Origin of the sequence: Xylanibacter oryzae DSM 17970 (genome assembly GCF_000585355.1) — a bacterium.
Classification (GTDB): Bacteria; Bacteroidota; Bacteroidia; order Bacteroidales; family Bacteroidaceae; genus Prevotella; species Prevotella oryzae.
Genome location: NZ_KK073873.1, coordinates 2976420 through 2999165, shown reverse-complemented (window position 1 = coordinate 2999165; position 22746 = coordinate 2976420). Strand labels below are relative to the sequence as shown.

The 22746-nt window shown below is 35.9% G+C and carries 14 protein-coding genes; 9 read left to right on the top strand and 5 right to left on the bottom strand.

Going from position 1 to position 22746, the window contains the following annotated elements; genetic code table 11:
• Positions 1-139 precede the first annotated feature (139 nt).
• The 6 genes from XYLOR_RS12070 to XYLOR_RS12050 all read left to right on the top strand — a co-directional run bounded on the left by XYLOR_RS12070 (position 140) and on the right by XYLOR_RS12050 (position 13338).
• Positions 140-3367 (top strand): SusC/RagA family TonB-linked outer membrane protein, encoded by a 3228-nt coding sequence (locus tag XYLOR_RS12070; protein ID WP_051508999.1) that lies wholly within the window; start codon positions 140-142, stop codon positions 3365-3367.
• Between the two features lie 13 nt (positions 3368-3380).
• Entirely contained in the window at positions 3381-5219 is a 1839-nt protein-coding gene (locus tag XYLOR_RS12065; RefSeq protein ID WP_036879948.1) for a RagB/SusD family nutrient uptake outer membrane protein, read from the top strand.
• 85 nt (positions 5220-5304) lie between these two features.
• The gene (locus tag XYLOR_RS12060) at positions 5305-6633 is read left to right on the top strand and encodes a pectate lyase family protein (protein WP_036879947.1); all 1329 of its coding nucleotides are present in this window, start codon (positions 5305-5307) and stop codon (positions 6631-6633) included.
• 80 nt (positions 6634-6713) lie between these two features.
• Complete coding sequence (locus tag XYLOR_RS13855; RefSeq protein WP_154655735.1) at positions 6714-6851, top strand: hypothetical protein; 138 nt, start codon at positions 6714-6716, stop codon at positions 6849-6851.
• Positions 6852-6985: 134 nt separating this feature from the next.
• Positions 6986-9088 carry a hypothetical protein gene (locus XYLOR_RS12055; RefSeq protein ID WP_036879944.1) on the top strand — a complete coding sequence of 701 codons (2103 nt, stop codon included), beginning with the start codon at positions 6986-6988 and terminating at the stop codon, positions 9086-9088.
• 71 nt (positions 9089-9159) lie between these two features.
• Positions 9160-13338, top strand: coding sequence for a hybrid sensor histidine kinase/response regulator transcription factor (locus XYLOR_RS12050; RefSeq protein WP_084608612.1), 4179 nt, complete (start codon positions 9160-9162; stop codon positions 13336-13338).
• A 2-nt stretch (positions 13339-13340) separates the two neighbouring features.
• Here XYLOR_RS12050 and XYLOR_RS12045 read toward each other — a convergent pair whose 3' ends face one another.
• The gene (locus XYLOR_RS12045) at positions 13341-14672 is read right to left on the bottom strand and encodes a glycoside hydrolase family 28 protein (RefSeq protein ID WP_036879941.1); all 1332 of its coding nucleotides are present in this window, start codon (positions 14670-14672) and stop codon (positions 13341-13343) included.
• 158 nt (positions 14673-14830) lie between these two features.
• On the bottom strand, positions 14831-15253 hold the full coding sequence (locus XYLOR_RS12040) for a hypothetical protein (RefSeq protein WP_036879938.1): 423 nt from the start codon (positions 15251-15253) through the stop codon (positions 14831-14833).
• 24 nt (positions 15254-15277) lie between these two features.
• Here XYLOR_RS12040 and XYLOR_RS12035 point away from each other — a divergent pair, with 24 nt between their 5' ends.
• Complete coding sequence (locus XYLOR_RS12035) at positions 15278-15646, top strand: helix-turn-helix domain-containing protein (RefSeq protein WP_036879935.1); 369 nt, start codon at positions 15278-15280, stop codon at positions 15644-15646.
• A gap of 430 nt (positions 15647-16076) precedes the next feature.
• Here the strand turns inward: XYLOR_RS12035 and XYLOR_RS12030 are convergent, their stop codons facing one another.
• Positions 16077-16547 carry a nucleoside deaminase gene (locus XYLOR_RS12030; RefSeq protein WP_036879933.1) on the bottom strand — a complete coding sequence of 157 codons (471 nt, stop codon included), beginning with the start codon at positions 16545-16547 and terminating at the stop codon, positions 16077-16079.
• A 138-nt stretch (positions 16548-16685) separates the two neighbouring features.
• On the opposite strand from XYLOR_RS12030, the gene XYLOR_RS12025 reads away from it, so the two are divergent.
• Together XYLOR_RS12025 and XYLOR_RS12020 are read left to right on the top strand one after the other, a co-directional pair.
• Complete coding sequence (locus tag XYLOR_RS12025; protein ID WP_036879931.1) at positions 16686-18665, top strand: KUP/HAK/KT family potassium transporter; 1980 nt, start codon at positions 16686-16688, stop codon at positions 18663-18665.
• 257 nt (positions 18666-18922) lie between these two features.
• A complete protein-coding gene (locus tag XYLOR_RS12020; RefSeq protein ID WP_154655734.1) occupies positions 18923-19357 on the top strand; it encodes a hypothetical protein in 435 nt (144 codons plus the stop codon).
• Positions 19358-19468: 111 nt separating this feature from the next.
• On the opposite strand, the gene asnB is transcribed toward XYLOR_RS12020, so the two are convergent.
• Together asnB and XYLOR_RS12010 are read right to left on the bottom strand one after the other, a co-directional pair.
• Entirely contained in the window at positions 19469-21139 is a 1671-nt protein-coding gene (gene asnB / locus XYLOR_RS12015) for an asparagine synthase B (RefSeq protein WP_036879927.1), read from the bottom strand.
• 339 nt (positions 21140-21478) lie between these two features.
• Positions 21479-22732 (bottom strand): ammonium transporter, encoded by a 1254-nt coding sequence (locus XYLOR_RS12010; RefSeq protein WP_036879925.1) that lies wholly within the window; start codon positions 22730-22732, stop codon positions 21479-21481.
• Between the last annotated feature and the right edge of the window lie 14 nt (positions 22733-22746).

Genomic DNA, 22746 nt, shown 5'->3' with positions numbered 1-22746 from the left:
AAAAGGAACCATACCATGCATAATGAACGGAAATATATGATATTGGATGATTTTGTATTCGATAAGCACCATATACTTAATACTTTTGCGAACGATAATATGGTGTAATTAAAAACCAATCTAATAAACATAAACAATAATGAGCAATTTGAAATCAAAGATGTACTTATTAATGATACTATTGATAAGTATGCCTGTTGCACTAATGGCCCAGACCTTAAAGATTTCGGGTGTTGTTTCCGATGATGCAGATGTTATTATCGGTGCTACCGTGAAAGTAAAGGGTCAACAAGGTGGCACTGTAACAAACATTGACGGTAAGTATTCAATCTCTGTACCCGGAAATGCAAAACAACTAGTAATATCCTATGTTGGATATGACGTTCAGACAGTAAATATTAATGGAAGATCAAACATTAATATAAAACTAAAACCTTCAAACCAAATATTGGATGAAGTTGTAGCTATAGGTTATCAAAAAGTACGAAAAGCCGATCTTACAGGTGCGACATCAAGTGTGGGTGCTGATGATTTGGCTTCACGTCCAGTAGCAACAGCAGCTCAAGCCCTGGCTGGTAAGGCTGCTGGTGTAAGCATTGTCTCCCAAAGTGGTGCTCCTGGAGCTGACATCAATATAACAGTCCGTGGAGGAACCTCTATCACACAAAGTACAAAACCTCTATATATTGTAGACGGATTTGAGATGGAAAACGCCCTTCAGCAAGTGGATATCAATGATATACAGACTATCGATATCATGAAAGATGCCTCGTCTACCGCTATATATGGTGCACGTGGTGCAAATGGAGTTATTATTATTACAACAAAGAATGCCAAAGCAGGTAAAACACAGGTGAACTATAATGTCTATTATAGTTGGAATTCGCTAGGTAAGAAACTTGATGTACTAAATACACTAGATTATGTCAAATACGAATACGAATTGCAAGTTCTAGCTGGGAACCAGACCAACTTTGCCGGTTTCTATGGTGGAGATGTTAACGCTTCCGACTTTTATACAGGAGCTTACAATCGTATAAATACAGATTACGCCAATCGTGCAGGCGTAGACTGGCAAAAGGCTGTATTTGGTGGCACAGGATTTTCTATGAATCATAATCTCAGTATCAGTGGAGGTAATGATAAGACCAAATATCTATTGTCTTACAACTATACAGGTGAAGATGGTATATTATCCAAACATGGATTAGATAAGAATTCAATCCGACTAAAATTAAACCATGAGCTATGGAAAGGTATTCGCTTTGACTTCAGTACTAGTTTCCAAAACACCAAAGTAGAAGGTGGTGGGTCAATGGCGGGTTCGTTGAAGAATGTCATACTACAACCGGCAACCGGCGGTGTACGTTTTACAGACGATCAAATGCTAGGAGAAGATCTCTCAGAGGAAATGATGGCAATAGACTCTCAATATGATATTGATAATCCACTTATAAGCAATTCAAGTATAGACAACAAAAGTTATAGACGTCTATGGACAACAAATGCCGGTATAGAATTCGATTTTCTCAAACATTTCACATGGCGTACAGCTGGAAGTTATACATGGGGTCAAACTCGTTCTGACATATGGGATAAGGGTCTCACACGTTTAGCAAAAAATAATGGTGGCCCCTATGGTTCACGCAACAATTCAGAGAGTTCTACTTATCAGATAACAAACACTCTAAACTGGGTCAATAATTTTGGTCTAAATCATCTTAATATTCTTCTGGGTCATGAGGTATATCATCTAAATAACATGAATCTTGATAACGAATATCACAACTTTCCAGAGGCCAATTTTGGATTAAACAATGTAACGATGGCTAAACCTTATGCCTGGGGATCAGGCATTAGTGACAGGGCTCTTGTTTCATTCTTTGGTCGTGCATCATATAATTGGAACGAACGTTATCTTGTTACAACTACACTTCGAACCGATGGTAGTTCTAAGTTTAGCAAAGGTCATAAGTGGGGTTTGTTCCCATCTGCTAGCGCAGCATGGCGTATCACAGAAGAGCCTTGGATTAAAAATACAAGTGACTGGCTTTCAAATCTAAAGTTAAGAGTAGGATTTGGTACAACTGGTAATGATAATATTGATAATAATATGTATGCTACCGACTATGGAGCTGGATATTATACAAATGGAACAGAAGTTATATCAACATTAGTGCCTGGAGGTACTGTAGGTAATCCGGAGATAGAATGGGAGAAAACAACTACTATAAATGTTGGACTAGACTTCGGATTCTTTCATAGTCGCCTAAACGGTAGTATCGATTACTATAACAACAAATCTAAAAATTTGTTGATAAAAAATAAGATTCCTACATCAACAGGTTACAGTTATCAATATCAGAACTTGGCCTCAGTAAGAAATCAAGGCATCGAAATCACATTAAATTCTACGAATATCCGAACGAAGGATTTCACGTGGACAACAGACTTCAATATCGCCTTCAATAAGAATAAAGTATTGAAACTTTATGGCGGTGATAATGCCAACAACTATATGATTCAAGATTATGATTCTCGTATGTTATTTTATATAGTAGAAGGCCAGTCTTTAGGTCAGTTCTATGGATATAAAACTGATGGTGTCTATACAACAGACGATTTCACACAAAATGCAGATGGAACATATACCATCAAGAATGGAGTTCCTTCACTAAAAGGAGCAACAAGGTCGAATATCAAACCAGGTGATATAAAATATGTATGTACAGCCAATCAAACGGATAAAGACGGGAATCCTGTATGGAGTACAGATGACCGTACTGTAATAGGCAATGCCAATCCAGACTTCGTTGGAGGTATGAATAATACAGTTCGTTATAAAGGCTTCGATCTATCCGTATTTCTCAACTTTTCTGTAGGTGGCGACGTCTTCAACATGAATACTCAGAGATATATCGGACCTTACCTACCTAATCAAAATACTCTAGCAAGTATGGCCAACAGATTCACTCTCATTGACCCTATTACTGGCAAGGAGACAAAAAATCTCTCAAGACTGTCCGAACTCAATCCTGATCAGTATTCAAAGGGTCAGATGTGGAGTGTACATGCAGATAATAAGATAGCTATCTCAGACCCACTCGACTGCTATATAGAAAACGGAAGTTATTTGCGTTTTAGTACCATCACTCTAGGTTATACATTCCCTAAGGTATGGATGCAGAAGATTAAAGTACAAAATATGAGAATATATACTACATTGAATAATATTGCTACCATTACCGGTTATAGTGGTTTCGACCCTGAGGTCAGCGCAACGTCTAGTGCCCTTACTCCAGGTATTGATAATTCAGCCTACCCACGCTCTAAGAGTTTTGTTATCGGTATGAACTTAACCTTTTAATGAAAGAGAACAAATGAAAAAGAATATTATATATATTGGAATTGCGACGATTTTGTTGCTAGGTACCACTTCGTGTAATGATTACATCGATATACCTTCACAATCAAAATATGATTCAGAATCAGTATTTGAAGACGCAAATAAAGCAGAAATGGCTGTATTAGGTTGTTATCCTCAAACATTCAATCGAGAATATTTCTATCAACTTGGCATGGGTACCGACGAGTGTTTCTCTACAGAAGGAGAAACTAACTCAAAGAACCAGATAGCTAATTATGTTTATACATCTTCCAATTCACCTACAGGTCTATATAATGCCATGTATCAGGGTATTGAATATGCAAATGTATGTATAAAAAATCTAAAGAAAATGAGTTCTTCGAACTCTTCGGAACAGAAAAAGTTGAATTATCTATTAGGCGAAGCTTTGGCTATACGGGCGGAAAATTATTTTAATCTTGTTCGTTACTTCGGTGATGTGCCATTTATAACGACACCAACTTCAGACGCAACTACGTTCTATTCTTCACGTACAAGCCGTGATACAATTTACGACCATATCATAGCAGATATGCAGAGTGCAACCCAATTATTGTCATGGGAAAGTGAGAACGTCGTAAGTAGTGAATCAGAAAGATTTACAAAGAATTCGGCATATGGTATCCTTGCGCGTATATCCCTTTACGCTGCAGGCTATTCTTTAAGATGGGATCTTAATACATATGATCCTACTACAGTGAAGATGGCTCAGCGCTCTAATCAGGCACGTATCAAAGAACTTTATGAGATAGCAGCTGATGCCTGTAAAGCGGTGATAGATAGAAAGGAAAATTCTTTGATGCCCAAATATGAAACAGTATTCCGCGATATACTTGAAAAGAAGTTCGATAATGAGACAATGTTACAGATCGGACAATATAGTTCTCAAGTTAATAGCTATAATGTAGGCTATACAAATGGTATTTTTTGTCATACAAATACTATTTATGGAAAAACTGCACCTCAAATGATTGTTAATCCTGTGTATTACTTTAATTTTGGAAATGGGGATACACGCCGTGACGTGTCTATATGTAACTATGGTTATGCTGGTACAAAAGACAAAAATGGAGAACGACAACTTAACGGTCTGCCAAGCAACACGATTGGAAAATTCCGCGTAGATTGGAAGAACGATGCTGGTATAAATGCCAGCACGCGTGAGATCGACTTTCCTATTCTTCGATATTCTGACATATTGCTTATGTATGCCGAAGCTTTGAATGAGCTGAATAATGGTGCCAACAGCGAAGCAATAGATGCGCTGAAGCAGGTAAGAGCCCGTGCTTTTGGTGGTGATGTTACTAAAATAGGTAATATTCCTTCTGGACATGACGCATTCCTTAAAGCAATACAGGACGAACGTTATTTAGAATTTGGATTCGAAGGTCTGCGCCGTACAGATCTTTGCCGTTGGAACATTCTATATGAAACACTGACTCAGACAAAAAAAGACTTGCTTGATTTGGCAAACGGTGAAGGCCGTTTCTCAGATTATAAGTTACAGTATGCAGCTTATAAAGCAGAGAAGCCTTCTGGATTCAATGAGCCAATTGTTGCTATGAAATATACTCCAATTGCCCAATCTGACTCGATTGTATACGCTAAGCAGGGCTATAAAGTTCAGAACATGTTCATGGGTACTGATGGCTTTACCAATAACCTTCATAAAATTGATAAGAAAGAAGCATGGATGACAACATCACTTTTCCGTGGTTTGGTTAAAAATCAAGTAGAGATTTTGCCCCTAAATACAACTTCTATTATAGACATTAATAAGGGTTTGGAAGGACAGCAACATCCATTATACTAATAAAGGTATTTTAGTTAATTTAGTATTTTTGTCCCTCTTAAATAATATATTTTATCTAAGAGGGACTTAAATATAATATAAAGTTATGACAAAATTTTCTTTTGGTTTAATTTTCTTCGCATCGATTTTATCCATTCATGTCTATGCATCTAAACAGACAAAGCGTCTTATTGCATTTCCAACAGCAGAAGGTTGGGGCAAATATAGCTGTGGAGGCAGAGGAGGAAAGGTCATTAAAGTTACTAATTTAAATGATCATGGTCCAGGTTCATTACGAGATGCCATTGATTATAAAGGTGCTAGGATAGTTGTCTTTGACGTAGACGGCACAATTTCATTGGAGACCCCCCTACGCATTACGAATGACTCTATTACGATAGCAGGACAGACAGCACCAGGTGATGGTATTTGTCTGAAAGACTGCCCATTGAGTATAGACGCATCTAATGTTATTATAAGATATCTTCGTGTCCGTGTAGGAGATAAATATCCACATGATTATGATTCGGTTACAGGCGGAGGATATAAACAACATGATGTTATCGTCGATCATGTAAGTGCAAGTTGGAGCATTGATGAATGTTTTTCATTATATAAGACCTCTAACTTAACTGTTCAGTGGTGTATGATGAGTCAAAGTTTGGCTAAAAGTCATCACACCAAAGGCGCACATGGATTTGGAGGAATTTGGGGCGGAAAAAATGCCACATGGCATCATAATCTCTTAGCAGATAATACAAGTAGGAACCCTCGTTTTTCTTCAGTCGCTAATACAAAAAATGTAGATTTTCGTAATAACGTAGTTTGGAACTATGGTTTTAAAGCAGCTTATGGTGGCGGAGAATACGGAGAAATAAACTTCGTTGGGAACTATTACAAGCCAGGACCTGCAAGTATTAGACCTCATTTACTTGATGTCTCAGAAGATGGGACAAGCTTATATTTTATATCTGGGAATGTCGTCGAAAAATGTGATTCTATCACTGCTGATAATTGGAAAGGAGTTGGAGGGCCCAATCCTATGAGTAGTTTTGTTGGCCACCCTTTTGAATATGAACCTATAAAAGAACAAATGCCTATGAATATGTATGATAAGGTTCTTCAGCAAGTCGGTTGTAGTCGAAATCGTGATTCTTACGATTGTTCTATAATAAAAGAAGTAAGAACAGGTAAACCAGCATTTAGTCCTACTGGAATTATTAATAGTCAGACTGAAGCAGGAGGATGGCCTAAACTTAAAATAGGCAAAGCTAAAAAAGATTCAGATAATGATGGAATGCCAGACTCTTTCGAAGACAAATATGGCCTAGATAAGAATAATCCCAATGATGCTTCTCTAATTGCAGAAAATGGATATACTAATATTGAAAATTATATATTTACTATAGATGCTAAACTTGAAGATGGATACTAATATTATGAAAAGAATTAATAATGATAATGTATAGATATTAGGTAGCATATTAATAAGTTTACCTAAGATATACACTATAAATGGATATTTTCAGTTATACTGATAATTTGGGATCAGACGAGGGCATAATCAATTCAATGGTGCCTGACGAGCAATCATATAGTGGTAATTATGTTGATGAATCATCACGTTCATTAAAAATAACAGATAATAAATGATTTAAGATGTAAAATTGGATTCTATTAATGCTGAACATTTAACCTTGGATAAAGATGCTTTAAAGATAGACTTTTCTAATAGTTGCACTAATCCTAGCTTAATAAGATGCATTAAGATAAATAATAATTAATATATGAACCGGAAATTTAGAATTTTTATACTGACTCTCCTAATTAGCGTTTCTGCTGCAGGAAGAAATATAACAATAGACAAGCACGCTATCGTGCAGAGAAATAATCCTCATGTCACAGCTATAGACTCCCTTAGCTCCCTGTCAGTAGGCAATGGAGGATTTTCTTTTACCGTTGATGCAACAGGCCTTCAGTCATTTCCTGAGACATACAGCAATGGTGTGCCTCTCGGAACCATGAGCGATTGGGGTTGGCATTCTTTTGACAATCCAAAGGGATATAAATCAGAAGAAACTTTACGAGGCTATGATTTTGGCCGCGGAAGAAAAGAACTTTATTCTGTTCAGATTAAAGATAATGCAAGACAAAGAGCTGCTTGTGATTGGTTTCGCGTTAACGCTCATAGATTGCACTTGGGAATCGTTGGATTAGAATTAGGAAATAACCCCAATAAGGTAAATTCAATTAGCCAGACATTGGATATGTGGCAAGGTTTAATTGATAGCAAATTCGATTATAATGGTAATAAATATACTGTAAGCACGGTATGCGATCCATTTCTTGATATGATCGCATCACATGTTATTTCTAATGGGAGAATCTCTATAAAACTAAAATTTCCTTACCCATCTGGAGGTCATTCTGATGATGCATGCAATTGGCTTGCAGACAATTTACACTCTACCGAACTTGTTTATAGCAACTATCATTCTGCTATATTCAAACATACAATTGGCAAAACGATTTATTATGTTTCTATCAATTGGCAAGGTAAGGCTAAAATTAGAAAACAGAAAAAGAATTATTATGTATTGGATGGAAAAGAAAAATCCTTGAGTTTTACATGTCTTTTCACTGAGAAATATGCACATAATAACGAAACTTTTAACGAAGCGAAATCGAGATCAGAGAAATACTGGAATAGCTATTGGAACAAAGGTGCAATGGTTGACTTCTCACAGTGCAAAGATCCAAGAGCAAAAGAGTTAGAGCGTAGAATTGTATTGAGCCAATATCTACTTGCCATCCAAGATGGAGGAAATACACCTCCTCAAGAGACTGGTCTTACATACAATTCATGGTACGGTAAATTCCATTTAGAAATGATTTTATGGCATCAGGCCCAATTTGCCCTATGGGGACATCCAGAGATGCTTGATCGCTCACTTTCATGGTACTTTAAAGTTGAAAAGAAAGCCAGAGAGATAGCCCAAAGGCAAGGATTCAAAGGTGTTAGGTGGATGAAGATGACAGATCCAAGTGGTGAAGAAGCTCCTTCTAACGTAGGTAGTTTCCTTATATGGCAACAGCCTCATCTCATTTATCTTGCTGAACTTCTTTATAGAGTTGACAATTCGAAGGCTGTACTTGATAAATATGCTAAACTTGTAGAAGAGACAGCTGAATTTATGGGAGACTTTGCGCAATACGATTCAATTGGCAAACGCTACATACTAAAAGGTTGTATAGCGGCACAAGAGACCTTGCCTGCAGCAACCACGGAAAATCCGCCATTTGAATTATCTTATTGGCATTACGCCCTTCAGATAGCTCAAGAATGGCGTGAACGAATGGGTAAAAAAAGAAATGCGCATTGGGATGACATCATATCAAAGATTTCTCCTTTAGCATCAAAAGACAGTCTCTATCTAGCTGCTGAAACACAACCAGACTCTTATGTAAACGAAAAGATGTACAGCGACCATCCTGCAGTTCTAGGGGCCGTAGGTTTATTACCATATAACAGTCATCAGGTAAATATGGATATAATGAAGAAAACTGAAAACTGGATATGGAAAAACTGGAAATGGGAAACTACCTGGGGATGGGATTATCCTATGATGGCTATGTGTGCTGCTCGTATGGGAGAACCTGAGAAAGCTGTAGATGCATTACTGATGAAACAACAGAAAAATACATACCTGATAAATGGACACAACTATCAAGATGAACGATTAAGGTTGTATCTACCTGGTAATGGAGGCTTGTTAATGTCTATAGCAATGATGTGCGCAGGATGGGACAACAATACAATTGAGAATCCCGGTTTTCCTAAAGATGGAAATTGGAATGTACAATGGGATGGACTTAAAAGATTGCCATAATAATATATTGATTAAAGGGTAAATTTTGATATTTTGCTTTATTTGTTTACCTTTGCAAAATTTGTGTTGATATGAATAAATTTAGGTTCCTTGTATTTTGCATCACTATTTGCATGATTTCCAGTTGTAGTCAGACAAGACGAACAGATTCTAATGTTAGTAAAACTTTAGAATCTATTCGTACTGACACGCTGTCTTTGCCTATACAGATAAGATCTAAGAAGCTGACTATACAAGATGGATTGCCGTCAAATTCCATTTCATCGATATACCAAGACAGGAAAGGCTTTATGTGGTTCTGTACTCACAATGGACTGGCACGCTATGATGGAAACAGGATGGTAATATTTAAACGTAATGCCAATTATGGTTCTCTTGATGATAACAGGATAAAATCTATTGAGGAAGATTACAAAAATAAGAACATGTGGCTCTTTTGCACTTCTGAGGTCTTTTCATGCCTTAATTTAAAAAGTGGACAGAATTCTGATTATATGTATGGTAAACCTAAGCCACACTTTACAAATTCAAAAATATTAAAAGCCGGTACTATTTGGTTATACGGGAAAAAAGAAGGAGCTTTAAAAGTTAGTTTAAAAGACGGTAAATTTCGGACAGAAAGATTTGGCAAAAACAATATTGGTTCTGATAATATCATATTGTTTGACGCCATCAACTCAGACAGGATAATATTATGCACACCCGGCAGGATGTATATTCAGACTCATAATAAACTGATCTTTGCATACCGAGGTAAAAGTTTTGTAAAGATAATGAAATTTGCCAATAAACGAATGCTTCTCTCTGATGATGGAAGCATATATCAATTGAATGGAAATAAAGTAAGATTCTTACTAAATATAGGATTCAGTAAGGAGCAATCATATATAGGAGGTATCATTTGGAAGGGTAACTGGATTATATTCACTAATACCGGAAGTTATTCTGTTGACATCAAGAATTCTAAAGTAAGATGCTGTACTGGTGAATGGAATATCAACAATGGTAAAGTTATAACTGACAATAAAGGCAGGAAATGGATATATAATAAGACAGGAATATTAAGAATGGTTACCAATAAAGGTCTTATAAGTTTAAATCTATTACCAAGAAACGAAACAAACTATATCGACTATGAACGTTATCATATAGTAGAAGATAAACATGGGTTAATCTGGATTTCGACATATGGTAATGGACTATTTGTATACAGCAAAGACCTTAAACAGCACCAACACTTTACTGCAAATGGGAGTGAAGACTCGCCAATTGCCTCAGACCATATTCTTGACATGATTGCGGACCGTAACGGTAGTGTATGGGTTAGTACTGAATTTGGTGGAATAGCTCATATTGAGGTACTTGAAAAGACTACAGAACGAATATTGCCGGATGAAAACAAACACATGGCATTCTCTAATGTGGTAAGAATGATTTCCAAAAACAAGGATGGAGATATTTATGTGTCAACTCGAGCAGGCTGGCTGTACAAATATAGTCCGGATATGAAGCATCTTATATTAAAGAAACACTTCGATTCAAATGTATATGCTATAAAAGAAGCTGAAGATGGCAATACTTGGATAGGTACACGCGGCAAAGGTATATATGGTATAAAAGGACTCTCGTTCAAAGACCATAATGTCTTCTGCATGACTATGGACGGTAAGAAAAGAATGTGGATAGGAACTTATGGAGACGGTTTAAGTGTTGCATGGAAAAAAGGCAATGGATATCATGTCAAAAACATGTTTTCCGACAGCGTTGGAACAAATGAAGTAAGATGCCTGAAAATAGACAAAAACGGATGGATATGGATGGGGTCCACAGGTGGACTTATTGTATTCAATCCTAACAAACTTATCAATAATACTTTAGCATACTACAGATATAAAAAAGGTTCTGAAATACACGATATTATGATTGACAAAAAAAATCGTGTATGGATTACCCTACCTGGTGAAGGTATATGTGTTACGGATTTCAAGAACGGATACCAGAACTTAAAATTTAAGCAATACAATCAGTCTAATGGACTAATAAACAATATGACCCAATCTATTGTTGAAGATAAAAAAGGAAATTACTGGATATCTACTCAACAAGGTGTATCATGCTTTAATTACGATAAAAACACCATTGACAATTATTATATGGACCCAAATCAAATGGGTAACGTTTACAATGAAAATTCAGCGGTGTGCCTTAATGATGGCAGAATATTATTAGGTGGATATTATGGACTTACTATTATCAACCCCAGTAAGCTACATCATTATTATGATAAGATGGGACTTGTTTTCACATCTCAACCTTATACAGACACGATGATTCTTGATTATAAAAACAATTCACCTGTTATTGATTTTTCTACACTAGACTATTCTGATGTAAAAAATGTAAAATATACTTATTGGCTGGAAGGTTATGATAATACATGGAGTGTGACATCACCTAATGCATGGGCCGCATATAAGAATCTTCCTCCGGGGAAATATAAATTACACGCAAAAGCATGCAATACTGATGGTGAGTGGGGAAATGAGAGCGTGTTGAGTATTGTTATCAGACCACCTTTCTATATGTCAGCATGGGCTATTATGATATACATTATATTAATTGTAATTACAATATATTTCATAGTTAAGAATATTAAAGAGAAGGATGAACTCCGCACTAAGGTTAAACTTGAACGAGAACTGACAAAATATAAATTGTCATTCTTTACCAATATAGCACACGAATTCCGTACGCCACTTACATTGATAGCAGGTTCTCTGGAGAAAGAAGCCAGAATTGTAAAAATAAACCATTGGCAGAGTGAACTTGATAAGTCTATACATACTATGGATAAGAGTGTAAGAAGGATGTTAAGACTGATCGACCAGCTTCTTGAATTTAGAAAGATGCAAGCAGGAAAACTAGCTCTTGCCTTAGAAGAAACAGACGTCGTACACTTTATCAAGGAATTGTGCATGACATTTGAAGATGCAGCCGAATCTAAAAATATTAGTTTTACTATTGAGTCATCAGAAGATGCTTATATAATGTTTATAGATAAAAGGCATCTTGACAAAATAGTATTTAATCTTCTTTCAAATGCATTCAAATACACACCATCCGGGGGTAATATATCTGTAGCTATTAACTTTAATAGAGAAATGACAATAACAGTAACCGATACTGGTGTTGGAATACCAAAAGAAAAGCGTGGACAATTATTTAATGGATTTATGCAAAGTAGTTATACCGGAGAAAGTTTTGGAATAGGACTTCATCTTACTAAAGAACTTGTTATTGTTCATCATGGCGCAATTGAATATAAAGAGAATACCAATGGAGGCTCAATTTTTACAGTAAATATTCCTACAGACAAAAGTGTTTATGACGAATCTGATTTTCTAGTTAAGGATAATCCCATATTAAAAGATGAGATAAAAGCAAGTATTCCTTTTAAAGAAGAAGAAACACTCAATAACGTTAATAATACAAAGCCTCTTAATAAGAAAAAAATCCTATTAGTGGAAGATGATAATGATGTACGTGACTTCCTTGTTGAAGAGTTAAGCATTTATTTTGAAATAGAAACTGAATCTGATGGTAAAAGTGGGATTGCTAAAGCAAAAGATTATGATGCAGACCTAATCATTAGTGATGTTATGATGCCGAGAATGAATGGCTTTGAATTAACAAAACGACTAAAAAATAATTTTGAAACAAGTCATATTCCTATAATTCTTCTCACAGCTCTAAGCAATGAAGAAAGTCACCTTGAGGGTACAGAGTCTGGGGCAGATGCCTATGTTACTAAACCATTCAGCCCCCAATTACTTATCGCAAGGATTTTCCAGCTATTAGATCAACGCGAGAAGCTAAAACAGAAATTTTCCAAAAATCTTGAAACGATAAGACCAACATTGTGTGCTACAGAACAAGATAATACATTTGCTCGTCGCCTTAATGCCATTATTGAGTCTAAAATAAGTGATCAAACTCTTTCTGTTGAGAAGATTGCAGATATGCTACATATCGGACGTACAATTTTCTATCGCAAAGTAAGAGGCATTACGGGATATACGCCCAATGAATATCTACGTGTTATGAGATTAAAGCACGCTGCAGAATTACTCAAGTCGGGCGTAATGAATGTTTCTGAAGTTGCTTACGAAGTAGGCTTTGATAACCCTTATTATTTTAGCAAATGCTTCAAAGACCAATTTGGAGTTCCACCATCAAAATATAGGGAATAAGATTACTTAATCTTATTCCCATTAATCTCGACGTTCTTTATCTTACAGTTCTTAAGGAATGATACGGGCATTTTACCATTCGAGTCCTTTGCATTAATATTTTCAAATGAGAAATTACCCAAATCATATTTATCAGATTGCTTCAGTTCATAGAATGATTGTGAGCAAGTAACATTTATATCTTTCATTTCTACATCAGAGACAGAAGAACGAGGCATATCTTTGCGTACTCTCAAATCAAAGAACTGAGTCCAAATGCGTGTTCTTATACCATATGTAGTATTACCTGTACAATTCTCCACACTAACATATTGATACTTCTGAGGAGTGTCCGGACGCATTTTAAACAATAGGATATTACTTGTTTTATTGAAACGACAATTCCTCATTATAATATTTTTAGCATCAAAACATTCACTTCCAAATGTTATACCCCCTCCTGCTTTTCCAAAGCTACAATTCTGAACTATTATATTTTGGCAAATTCCATTTGTCGAATCTTTATCAACAAATGTTCCTTTGCCACCCTTAAGACAAATACCATCATCATTAACATTTACATAACATCCATCAATCAGGACATCTTTACAGACATCTAAATCTATAGCATCTGTACTTGGTCCTTTGGGATATCCATCTGTTGGTGCATAAATATAACATCCTATATATTTAACTCTTTTGCATTTATATATATGGTTAGTCCAAAATCCTGAATTAATCATTCTGACTCCACAAACTTTTACATCTGTTGAATTAGATATATAGAGTAATCTAGGTCTTAAAGCTTCTAAGTTGGTACAATTAGGAATTACCTTTCTCCTGAGCCAAAACTCATCATAAAACTTTTTGCCATTACCATCAATTGTTCCTCTACCTGAAATTGAAAAACCATTTAAATGGTCTGCATTTATCAATGCTGCAAAATAATTCATTGTAACGCCTTCTAATCGTGTCGGAATTATTTTATAGTTTGTAATAGCATCACTCCCTTTCAATTTAGCCCCATCACTTAAGTAGAGGTTAGTTCCTTGTTTAAAAAACAAAGAACCGGTAAGGAATGTTCCTTTAGGAACAACTACAACTCCTCCACCATTTTTATAACATTGGTCTATTACATTCTGTATTTTTTCTGTCTGGATTAAACTTGAGTCATTAACTACTCCATAATCTGTTATTACATATTGTTTCCCTAGATTATTAATATCAATTCGTGTAGTATCCGAAAACCACTCCGAAATAATTTCTCCATTTGGGAAGCATTCTGCTTTCTTCTTTCCTGACATATTATTATTAGCAATAAACAATATCACTAATATTACGATTATTTTTCTCATTATAAGTATTATTTGTTTTGCCCGCAAATATACTATAAGATTGGCCATCACATCATATAATATAATATCATTAAGATATAAAATTATACAACGTCACCATAATACTAAGCGAAATGTCAGTTGTTTCCTTATTACAAATGACTTTTAGAGAGAGATGTTCATTTCACCTCCCACTCATACAATCCTGATGAATTATCCTTTGGCAATTTTACTTCTAACTTTAAACATTTAGTCTTTATCGGAATAAATCTTACTATATTTCCTACACCTATTTTGATTTCATATCCATTAATATTTTCTACAGACTGCCATTGTCCTTTATCATTCATAAAGTATATTTTCCACCATTCAGGCAACCTGCAACCTCCCCATGGAGAATCATCATACCAATAAACAGTACTGTTCGAAACTATATTTTCTTCTGGAAACTGATATGTAATCCATTCTATTGAATCATTCTCGGGCCACCAATGAAAATATGGTATAGTACGGTCATTCTCATCTTTAGGCAGCATTCTGTCATTTATAGCGTGAAGTGCAGCAGTATTTGTCTTAGCATCAATAACACTTCTGAAAGCCAATGTAAACTGAAGACATTTTCTGAAATGCCATCTGTACCTATTGATTCCATCACTAACAATGATAAAGACAAAGAGTTTTTGTCTAAGATGTATAAACTTATAGAGGGGAATACGTCTAATCCAGACTTCTCAATAGACTATCTTGCAAAAGAGCTCTGCGTAAGCCGTTCAGGACTGTTTGCCAAGATAAAGGGTGTGGCAGATGTCACTCCCAACGAATTGATACAGATAATACGACTTAAGAAAGCCGCATCTATGCTGCTTGAGAATAAATATCAGATTAGTGAGATTTGTTTCATGGTAGGTTTTAATAGCCCATCCTATTTTTCCAAGTGTTTCCAGAAACAGTTTGGCATGTCTCCTTCTGAATATATTGGCTCACAGAATTTATAATTACGAATTAACTTCCACTGGTACAAAATGTCGTAACGGTATATACATCAGATATTTAAGTCCGGGGAGGTGAAAATTTCACCTCCCCGGATTAGTATAAAAGAGATTTATGTTATGAAAAATAGCATCATTGCATGCCATAAAAACATAGATAACGGCAACTAATTCAAGTTAAGTTGCAGACCAATTCAAGTTAAGTTGGTATATATTACCTATGCTTTTGACAAGCCAAAGCATAGCGGGGAGGTAAAATTTCACCTCCCCGTAGATAAAGCACTGGTAATAAAGCCATTATGTATAATTTCGCCACAGGGAGGTGAAATATAAAATTTGCATGAGTTTAAAATGTATAGTAATTGAAAACTGTACTAAGCCTAACAAATTGTATAATAGTTTACGCAATCATAAGCTATACAACGTTGTCAATTTATCAATATTCTATCTTATCATCTTTCTTCGCCCAAGCCTCAAATGTCTTGATTGCCTCATCTCTTAAAATCTGCTCAGACGGTTTTTTGCGTCTGTCGGGCGTAAGAGCTATCTCATCATAAATGAAAGAATCATCAAAATCTATATTTTTAGCATCATCCTTGGTATTGGCATAATATATTTTATCTAGATGAGCCCAATAAATAGCTCCAAGACACATTGGACATGGCTCACAAGATGTATATATAGAATAACCCTCCATACTAAACGTTCCTAATTTGGAACCCGCAGCTCTAATAGCACTTACTTCCGCATGAGCAGTCGGATCATTGTTAGCCGTAACACGATTTACGCCTGTAGATATTATATTTCCACTCTTATCTGCTATTACCGCCCCAAAAGGACCACCACCATTTTTTACATTATCATTAGCCAAGCGAATTGCTTCGCGCATCAATTCTTTAGTTGTCATCTTACTATTTTTATTACGCAAAGGTAGTAATTTATAATCCAAATAAAGTAAAACGCTAAAATATTTATAAGAAATAAATAATATTTCAAATTAATAATTACCTTTGCAGGGTTTTATATAAGATGTAATTAAAAAGTTATGGCGATAAAGTTCGATAAATGTTCAGGGGCAAGTAAATTTAGTGCACTTGGACTTTTAGTAACACTAGGTATTGTATTCGGAGATATAGGGACATCACCTTTATATGTAATGAAAACTATAATGCATGCCAGTGAAGGTTATGATGCAAACTACATTATAGGTGCCGTATCCTGCATCATCTGGACGCTCACTCTACAAACCACAGTTAAATATGTTATTGTTGCACTTAGCGCTGATAATAAAGGTGAAGGTGGTATCCTTGCTCTATATGCATTAGTGAGGAAGCATAACCGTAAATGGCTATATGTAGCAGCTATAATAGGCGCCAGCACGCTAGTAGCAGATGGCATCATAACGCCTTCCATTACAGTAACTTCTGCCATAGAGGGATTGAAGGCTGTTAACGACGCGACACCTGTTGTGCCAATAACGATTGCTATCATATCAGCACTTTTCTTTATACAACAATTTGGTACTAGTGCTATAGGAAAATTATTCGGTCCATTCATGTTCTTCTGGTTCTTGATGCTAGGAGTTATGGGAAGTTTGCATCTAGCAGAATTTTTACCTATACTTAAAGCATTCAATCCTTATTATGCAATAAGATTATTAGCACATGACCCGAACTGGTTTCTCGTTTTAGGTGCTGTTTTTCTCTGTACCACAGGTGCTGAAGCACTTTATAGTGACCTTGGACACTGCGGAAGAAGAAACATAACAGTCAGCTGGATATACGTAAAAATCATGCTTATCCTTAATTATCTAGGACAAGGCGCATGGATTGTAGAAAACATAAAACATATTGGTGATGATGTAAATCCTTTTTACGCGATAATGCCAACACAGTTCTTACTCATTGGTGTTTTCATGGCAACAATTGCAGCAGTAATAGCCAGCCAAGCACTTATCAGCGGATGTTTCACTATATTCAGTGAAGCTGTTAACTTGAATTTCTGGCCTAGGCTTAAAATAAAATATCCTACCAATGTTAAAGGACAATTGTTTGTACCATCAGTAAACAACTTTCTGTATATTTTCTGCATCATAACGATATTACTGTTTAAGACATCAGGAAGGATGGAAGCTGCATATGGTTTGTCTATAACCATTACTATGCTTATGACAACGATACTACTTGCTTTCTACTTACACATGCACAAAATAAAGCTATTCATAGTAATACCATTCTTTGCTGTATTTGTAACCATTGAAGGATTATTTCTTACAGCAAATATGTTTAAATTCATACATGGAGGTTGGTTTACCATTATGCTTGCCGGCACATTCTGTACAATAATGTATGTATGGTACAATGCACAGAATATACGCCATAAATATTTGGTTTTTGACAAAATCCATAAGTATTTCGATATAATCTCTAGTATAAAGAATGACACTACCATTCCTAAATATGCTACAAACTTAGTTTATGTTAGTCGTTCAGACAGTCCTGAATATATAGAAGGTAAAGTAATTTATTCAATAATACACAAGCAACCAAAACGAGCAGATCACTATTTGCTATTCCATTTCGAACATATTGACGAGCCAAATACTCTAGATTATACTTTTACACCACTCATTGAAGACACTCTATTCAGAATAAATGTCAGGATTGGTTTTAGAGTGCAACCATACATGACACTATACCTTCGTCAAATAATAGAAGATTTGGTTCATGAAGGAACATTCGATTTATCTAGTGGTTATACTTCTTTGAAAAAGAAAGGCGTTTCTGGTGATTTCCGTTTTATTGTTATCCATCGGATTTACTATCCGGCAAGTTCAGACCGAGGCCGTGACAATTTAATGATGAATATATATGGGCTCATCAAGCACCTTGGAATAAACGAGGAGAAGGCTCTTGGCCTTGACACTAGTAATGTTGTTGTAGAAAAGGTTCCACTCATAGTAAAGAGAAATGGAAATTCAAGACGTATAGTGCCTATGCCTACACCTACAGAAGATTCTGAATAATACTTTTACTAAATATACATATATATTATTGAGATCTATAGAATAGGAATATACGACTACAAGTGGTAAAAAGTGGTACGACATGTTATTATATATTGTAAAATAATAATGTTAAAAAATTAAGGGCAAAGATTAATAAATTCATTTAATAGTTGTATAGCTAATCAATATAGTATAATATTTTTGTGTACTTTTGCACAGAAATGAAATCAAAGTATATCATTATATGCTGCGTTATAATTTTCCTTCCTATCTATATGGATGGACAGGAAATTTTTAAGAACAAAAGGATTTTCAACATAAAGAGAACAAAACCGAATGTTGAGAGTCCTCGCAGAAAGATCACAATGCCAAATAAAAAGAAAAAAATGGCTATGACTCATTCTGATAGTCTGGAAGTAGAATATCAGAAGTGGTTACATAGGGAACCTTTGACTATTTCTACATCTATAGGTGATTTTCATGAATACGAGAAGCCTAAACTTCCTGAATTCAACCCTGAAAAGATGGAAGCACCAAAAGTAACTTATAAATTCGACAAAGGTATACTGGTTAAAGATATGCTACCATCTCCTTCATCTGGTTTTTCAGTTGGTTTCGACTTCGGTCAAATAATAAGCAAGAATGCAAGAGATCATGCAAGAGATCTTAAACATCTTGAAACAGCAAAGAAGTTAATGAAAAACTACTGATTATTTATATAACAATAACTAAAATGTTATTGACCGATCTTGGAATTGAAAAATGAGTCTTTGCCGCCACATACAAATGGCCAAACAAAGACTCATTATTATAAGTATAAATTATTTCTTATATGCATCCTCATGTATACCACTAACGGCTCTACCACTTGGATCATTCATATTCTTAAATGATGCATCCCATGCTAGAGCTTCTGCTGTACTACATGCCACGCTAGGTATACTAGGTACAGACCTAGCAGCACTATCACTCGGAAAATGTTCTGCAAATATTGAACGGTAATAATATTCTTCCTTATTACGAGGAGGATTAATCGGGAAACGCTCGTCTGCATGAGCCATCTGCTCATCGCTTACCTGATCAGAAGTTATCTTCTTCAACGTATCAATCCAATTGTATCCGACACCATCAGAAAATTGTTCTTTCTGTCTCCAGGCTATTTCTTCTGGCAACATATCTTCGAACGCTTCGCGTACAATTTTTTTCTCCATTGTATTTCCAGGGCACATTTTAGCTTCAGGATTTGTACGCATCGCTACATCCAGGAATTCTTTATCCAGGAATGGAACACGACCTTCCACACCCCATGCAGAAAGACTCTTATTTGCTCTAAGACAATCGTACAGATATAATTTTGACAGTTTACGAATTGTCTCTTCATGAAATGCTTTTGCATTTGGAGCTTTATGGAAGTACAAGTAGCCTCCGAATATTTCATCAGCACCCTCACCGCTGAGCACCATCTTTATTCCCATGCTCTTTATGACACGGGCAAGAAGATACATTGGTGTAGATGCACGTACTGTTGTTACATCATATGTCTCTATAAAATATATAACATCGCGTATTGCATCTATTCCCTCTTGTATAGTATAGTTTATCTCATGATGTACTGTACCTATACGGTCTGCCACTTTACGAGCCTTTTCCAAATCAGGAGCACCTTTAAGTCCGACAGCAAATGAATGTAATCTAGGCCACCATGCTTTAGTAGTACTGTCCTCTTCAACTCTATTCTCGGAGAATTTCTCAGCTACCGCACTAATCACAGACGAGTCTAGTCCTCCACTAAGCAATACTCCATAAGGAACATCACTCATAAGTTGACGCTTTACAGCATCTTCAAGCGAATCATGTATATCCTTTACACTAGCCTTATTGTCTTTTACATTATCATAGTCAAACCAATCGCGAGTATAATAGCGTTTCATTTCGCCTTCCTTGCTCCAATAGTAATGTCCTGGCAAAAATGGCTCATATCTGTCGCACATGCCTTCGAGAGCTTTCAGTTCACTTGCTACATAGACCATACCCTTTTCATCATAACCTATATAAAGAGGTATTACTCCAATTGGATCACGTGCTATAAGGAATTCATCTCTTTCTTTATCATAAAGAGCAAATGCAAATATACCACTTAAATCTTCCAGAAATTTTATTCCTTTCTCTCTATACAAAGCAAGGATTACCTCGCAGTCACTTCCTGTTTGAAACTGATATTTGCCTGCGAAATGTTTACGAATTTCCTGATGATTATATATTTCACCATTCACAGCCAATACTTGTTTCATATCCGGACTATACAATGGTTGCTTTCCTGATTCAGGATCAACAATAGATAAGCGTTCGTGAGCCAATATAGCAGATCCTCCACAATATATACCACTCCAGTCAGGTCCGCGATGACGGATTTTCTGACTCATACGTAATGCTTTCTGACGCAATTCAGGTGTCTGTTCCTGAATATTAAATATACAAGCTATTCCACACATACTCTTTTATTTTTGTTGTCGTTTGCTGTTATGAATTTACACTTTGATAGAAAAATCGCTGCAAATATAGCAAAAAGTTTTATATTCAGCCACTATTATTAGCAAAAAGATACTATATTAATGATAAAATTCCATATTAATTCAATAATCTGGCCCAAAAAGACCAGATTAAAAGTTATATGGCTATAATTGTTACAATCTGAAACAAATACACCGCAAACTTAATAAATCTGCATAATTATAAACAAAAGAAAGACCTTCCGCACAAAATATTAACCAAAATCAAAAATTTAATTAAGATTTGTGCGAAAGGTCAGCCAATTAAACTATTAAATAATATTAGTTATAAGCATTTTCACCATGTTCGTAGATATCGAGTCCTTCTTCCTCAACTCGTTTACCAACTCGCATTCCCATAAATTTATCAATTAACTTGAATAACAAGAATGTAATAACACCACTATAAACTATAGAGAAGAGTGTTGCTAAAATCTGAACTCCAAGTTGATGCCAATCACCGTACAAAGCACCTTTAGGACCACCTGTCACAGCAGCAGTAGCAAATACGCCGGTCAGGATAGAACCTAATATACCACCAATACCATGAACACCGAATGCATCAAGAGCATCATCGTATCCTAATTTTGGTTTTACTATTGCAACCATACAATAGCATACAACACTTGTTATGATACCTATACCAAAAGCTCCAAGAACATCCGTGCTACCTGCAGCAGGAGTTATAGCAACCAATCCGGCAACAGCTCCAGTGCAAACGCCGACTGTTGTAGGTCTTCCATTATGAATCCAATCAATAACCATCCATGTCATAGCTGCAACGCAAGTACAAAGATGTGTTACCAAAAATGCATTTGCATCAAGTCCGTCTGCAGTCAGTCCACTTCCTGCATTGAATCCAAACCAACCCAGCCACAACAAAGCAGCTCCCATAAATACGAATACTACATTGGTAGCAGGTATTGGCTTATTAGGTTTGTAATCAGAACGACGACCAAGCATTACAGCCATCACAATAGCAGCAACACCGGCATTTATATGAACAACTGTACCACCTGCAAAATCAAGAGCACCAAGTTGTTGCAACCAACCTCCACCCCATACGAAGTGGGCCATTGGATTATATACAAGGATAGACCAAAGTATAGTAAAGACTAAAAAACTTGAAAATTTTAGACGTTCAGCAAAAGCTCCTATGATAAGAGCAGGCGTAATTACTGCAAACATGCATTGGAACAAGCAGAATGTTATCTCAGGGATTCCTGCCGGTGCCATTATAGAATGTATTCCGACTCCATGAAGAAATACTTTATCAAATCCTCCAATTACAGTTCCGATGCCAGTACCATGAAAGCCTGTTCCAAATACCCAACTGTAGCCAAAAGCAATCCACATAATGCTCAATACAGCAGTACATATAAGACACTGCATCACGACGCTAAGTATATTTTTAGTTCTTACAAGGCCGCCATAAAATAGCGCCAGACCAGGAATGGTCATAAGCATAACCAAAATAGTAGCTATTGTTATCCAGGCTGTATTACCAGTATTTAATGCTGTCAATAATAATGTCATAGTGTTTGTATTTT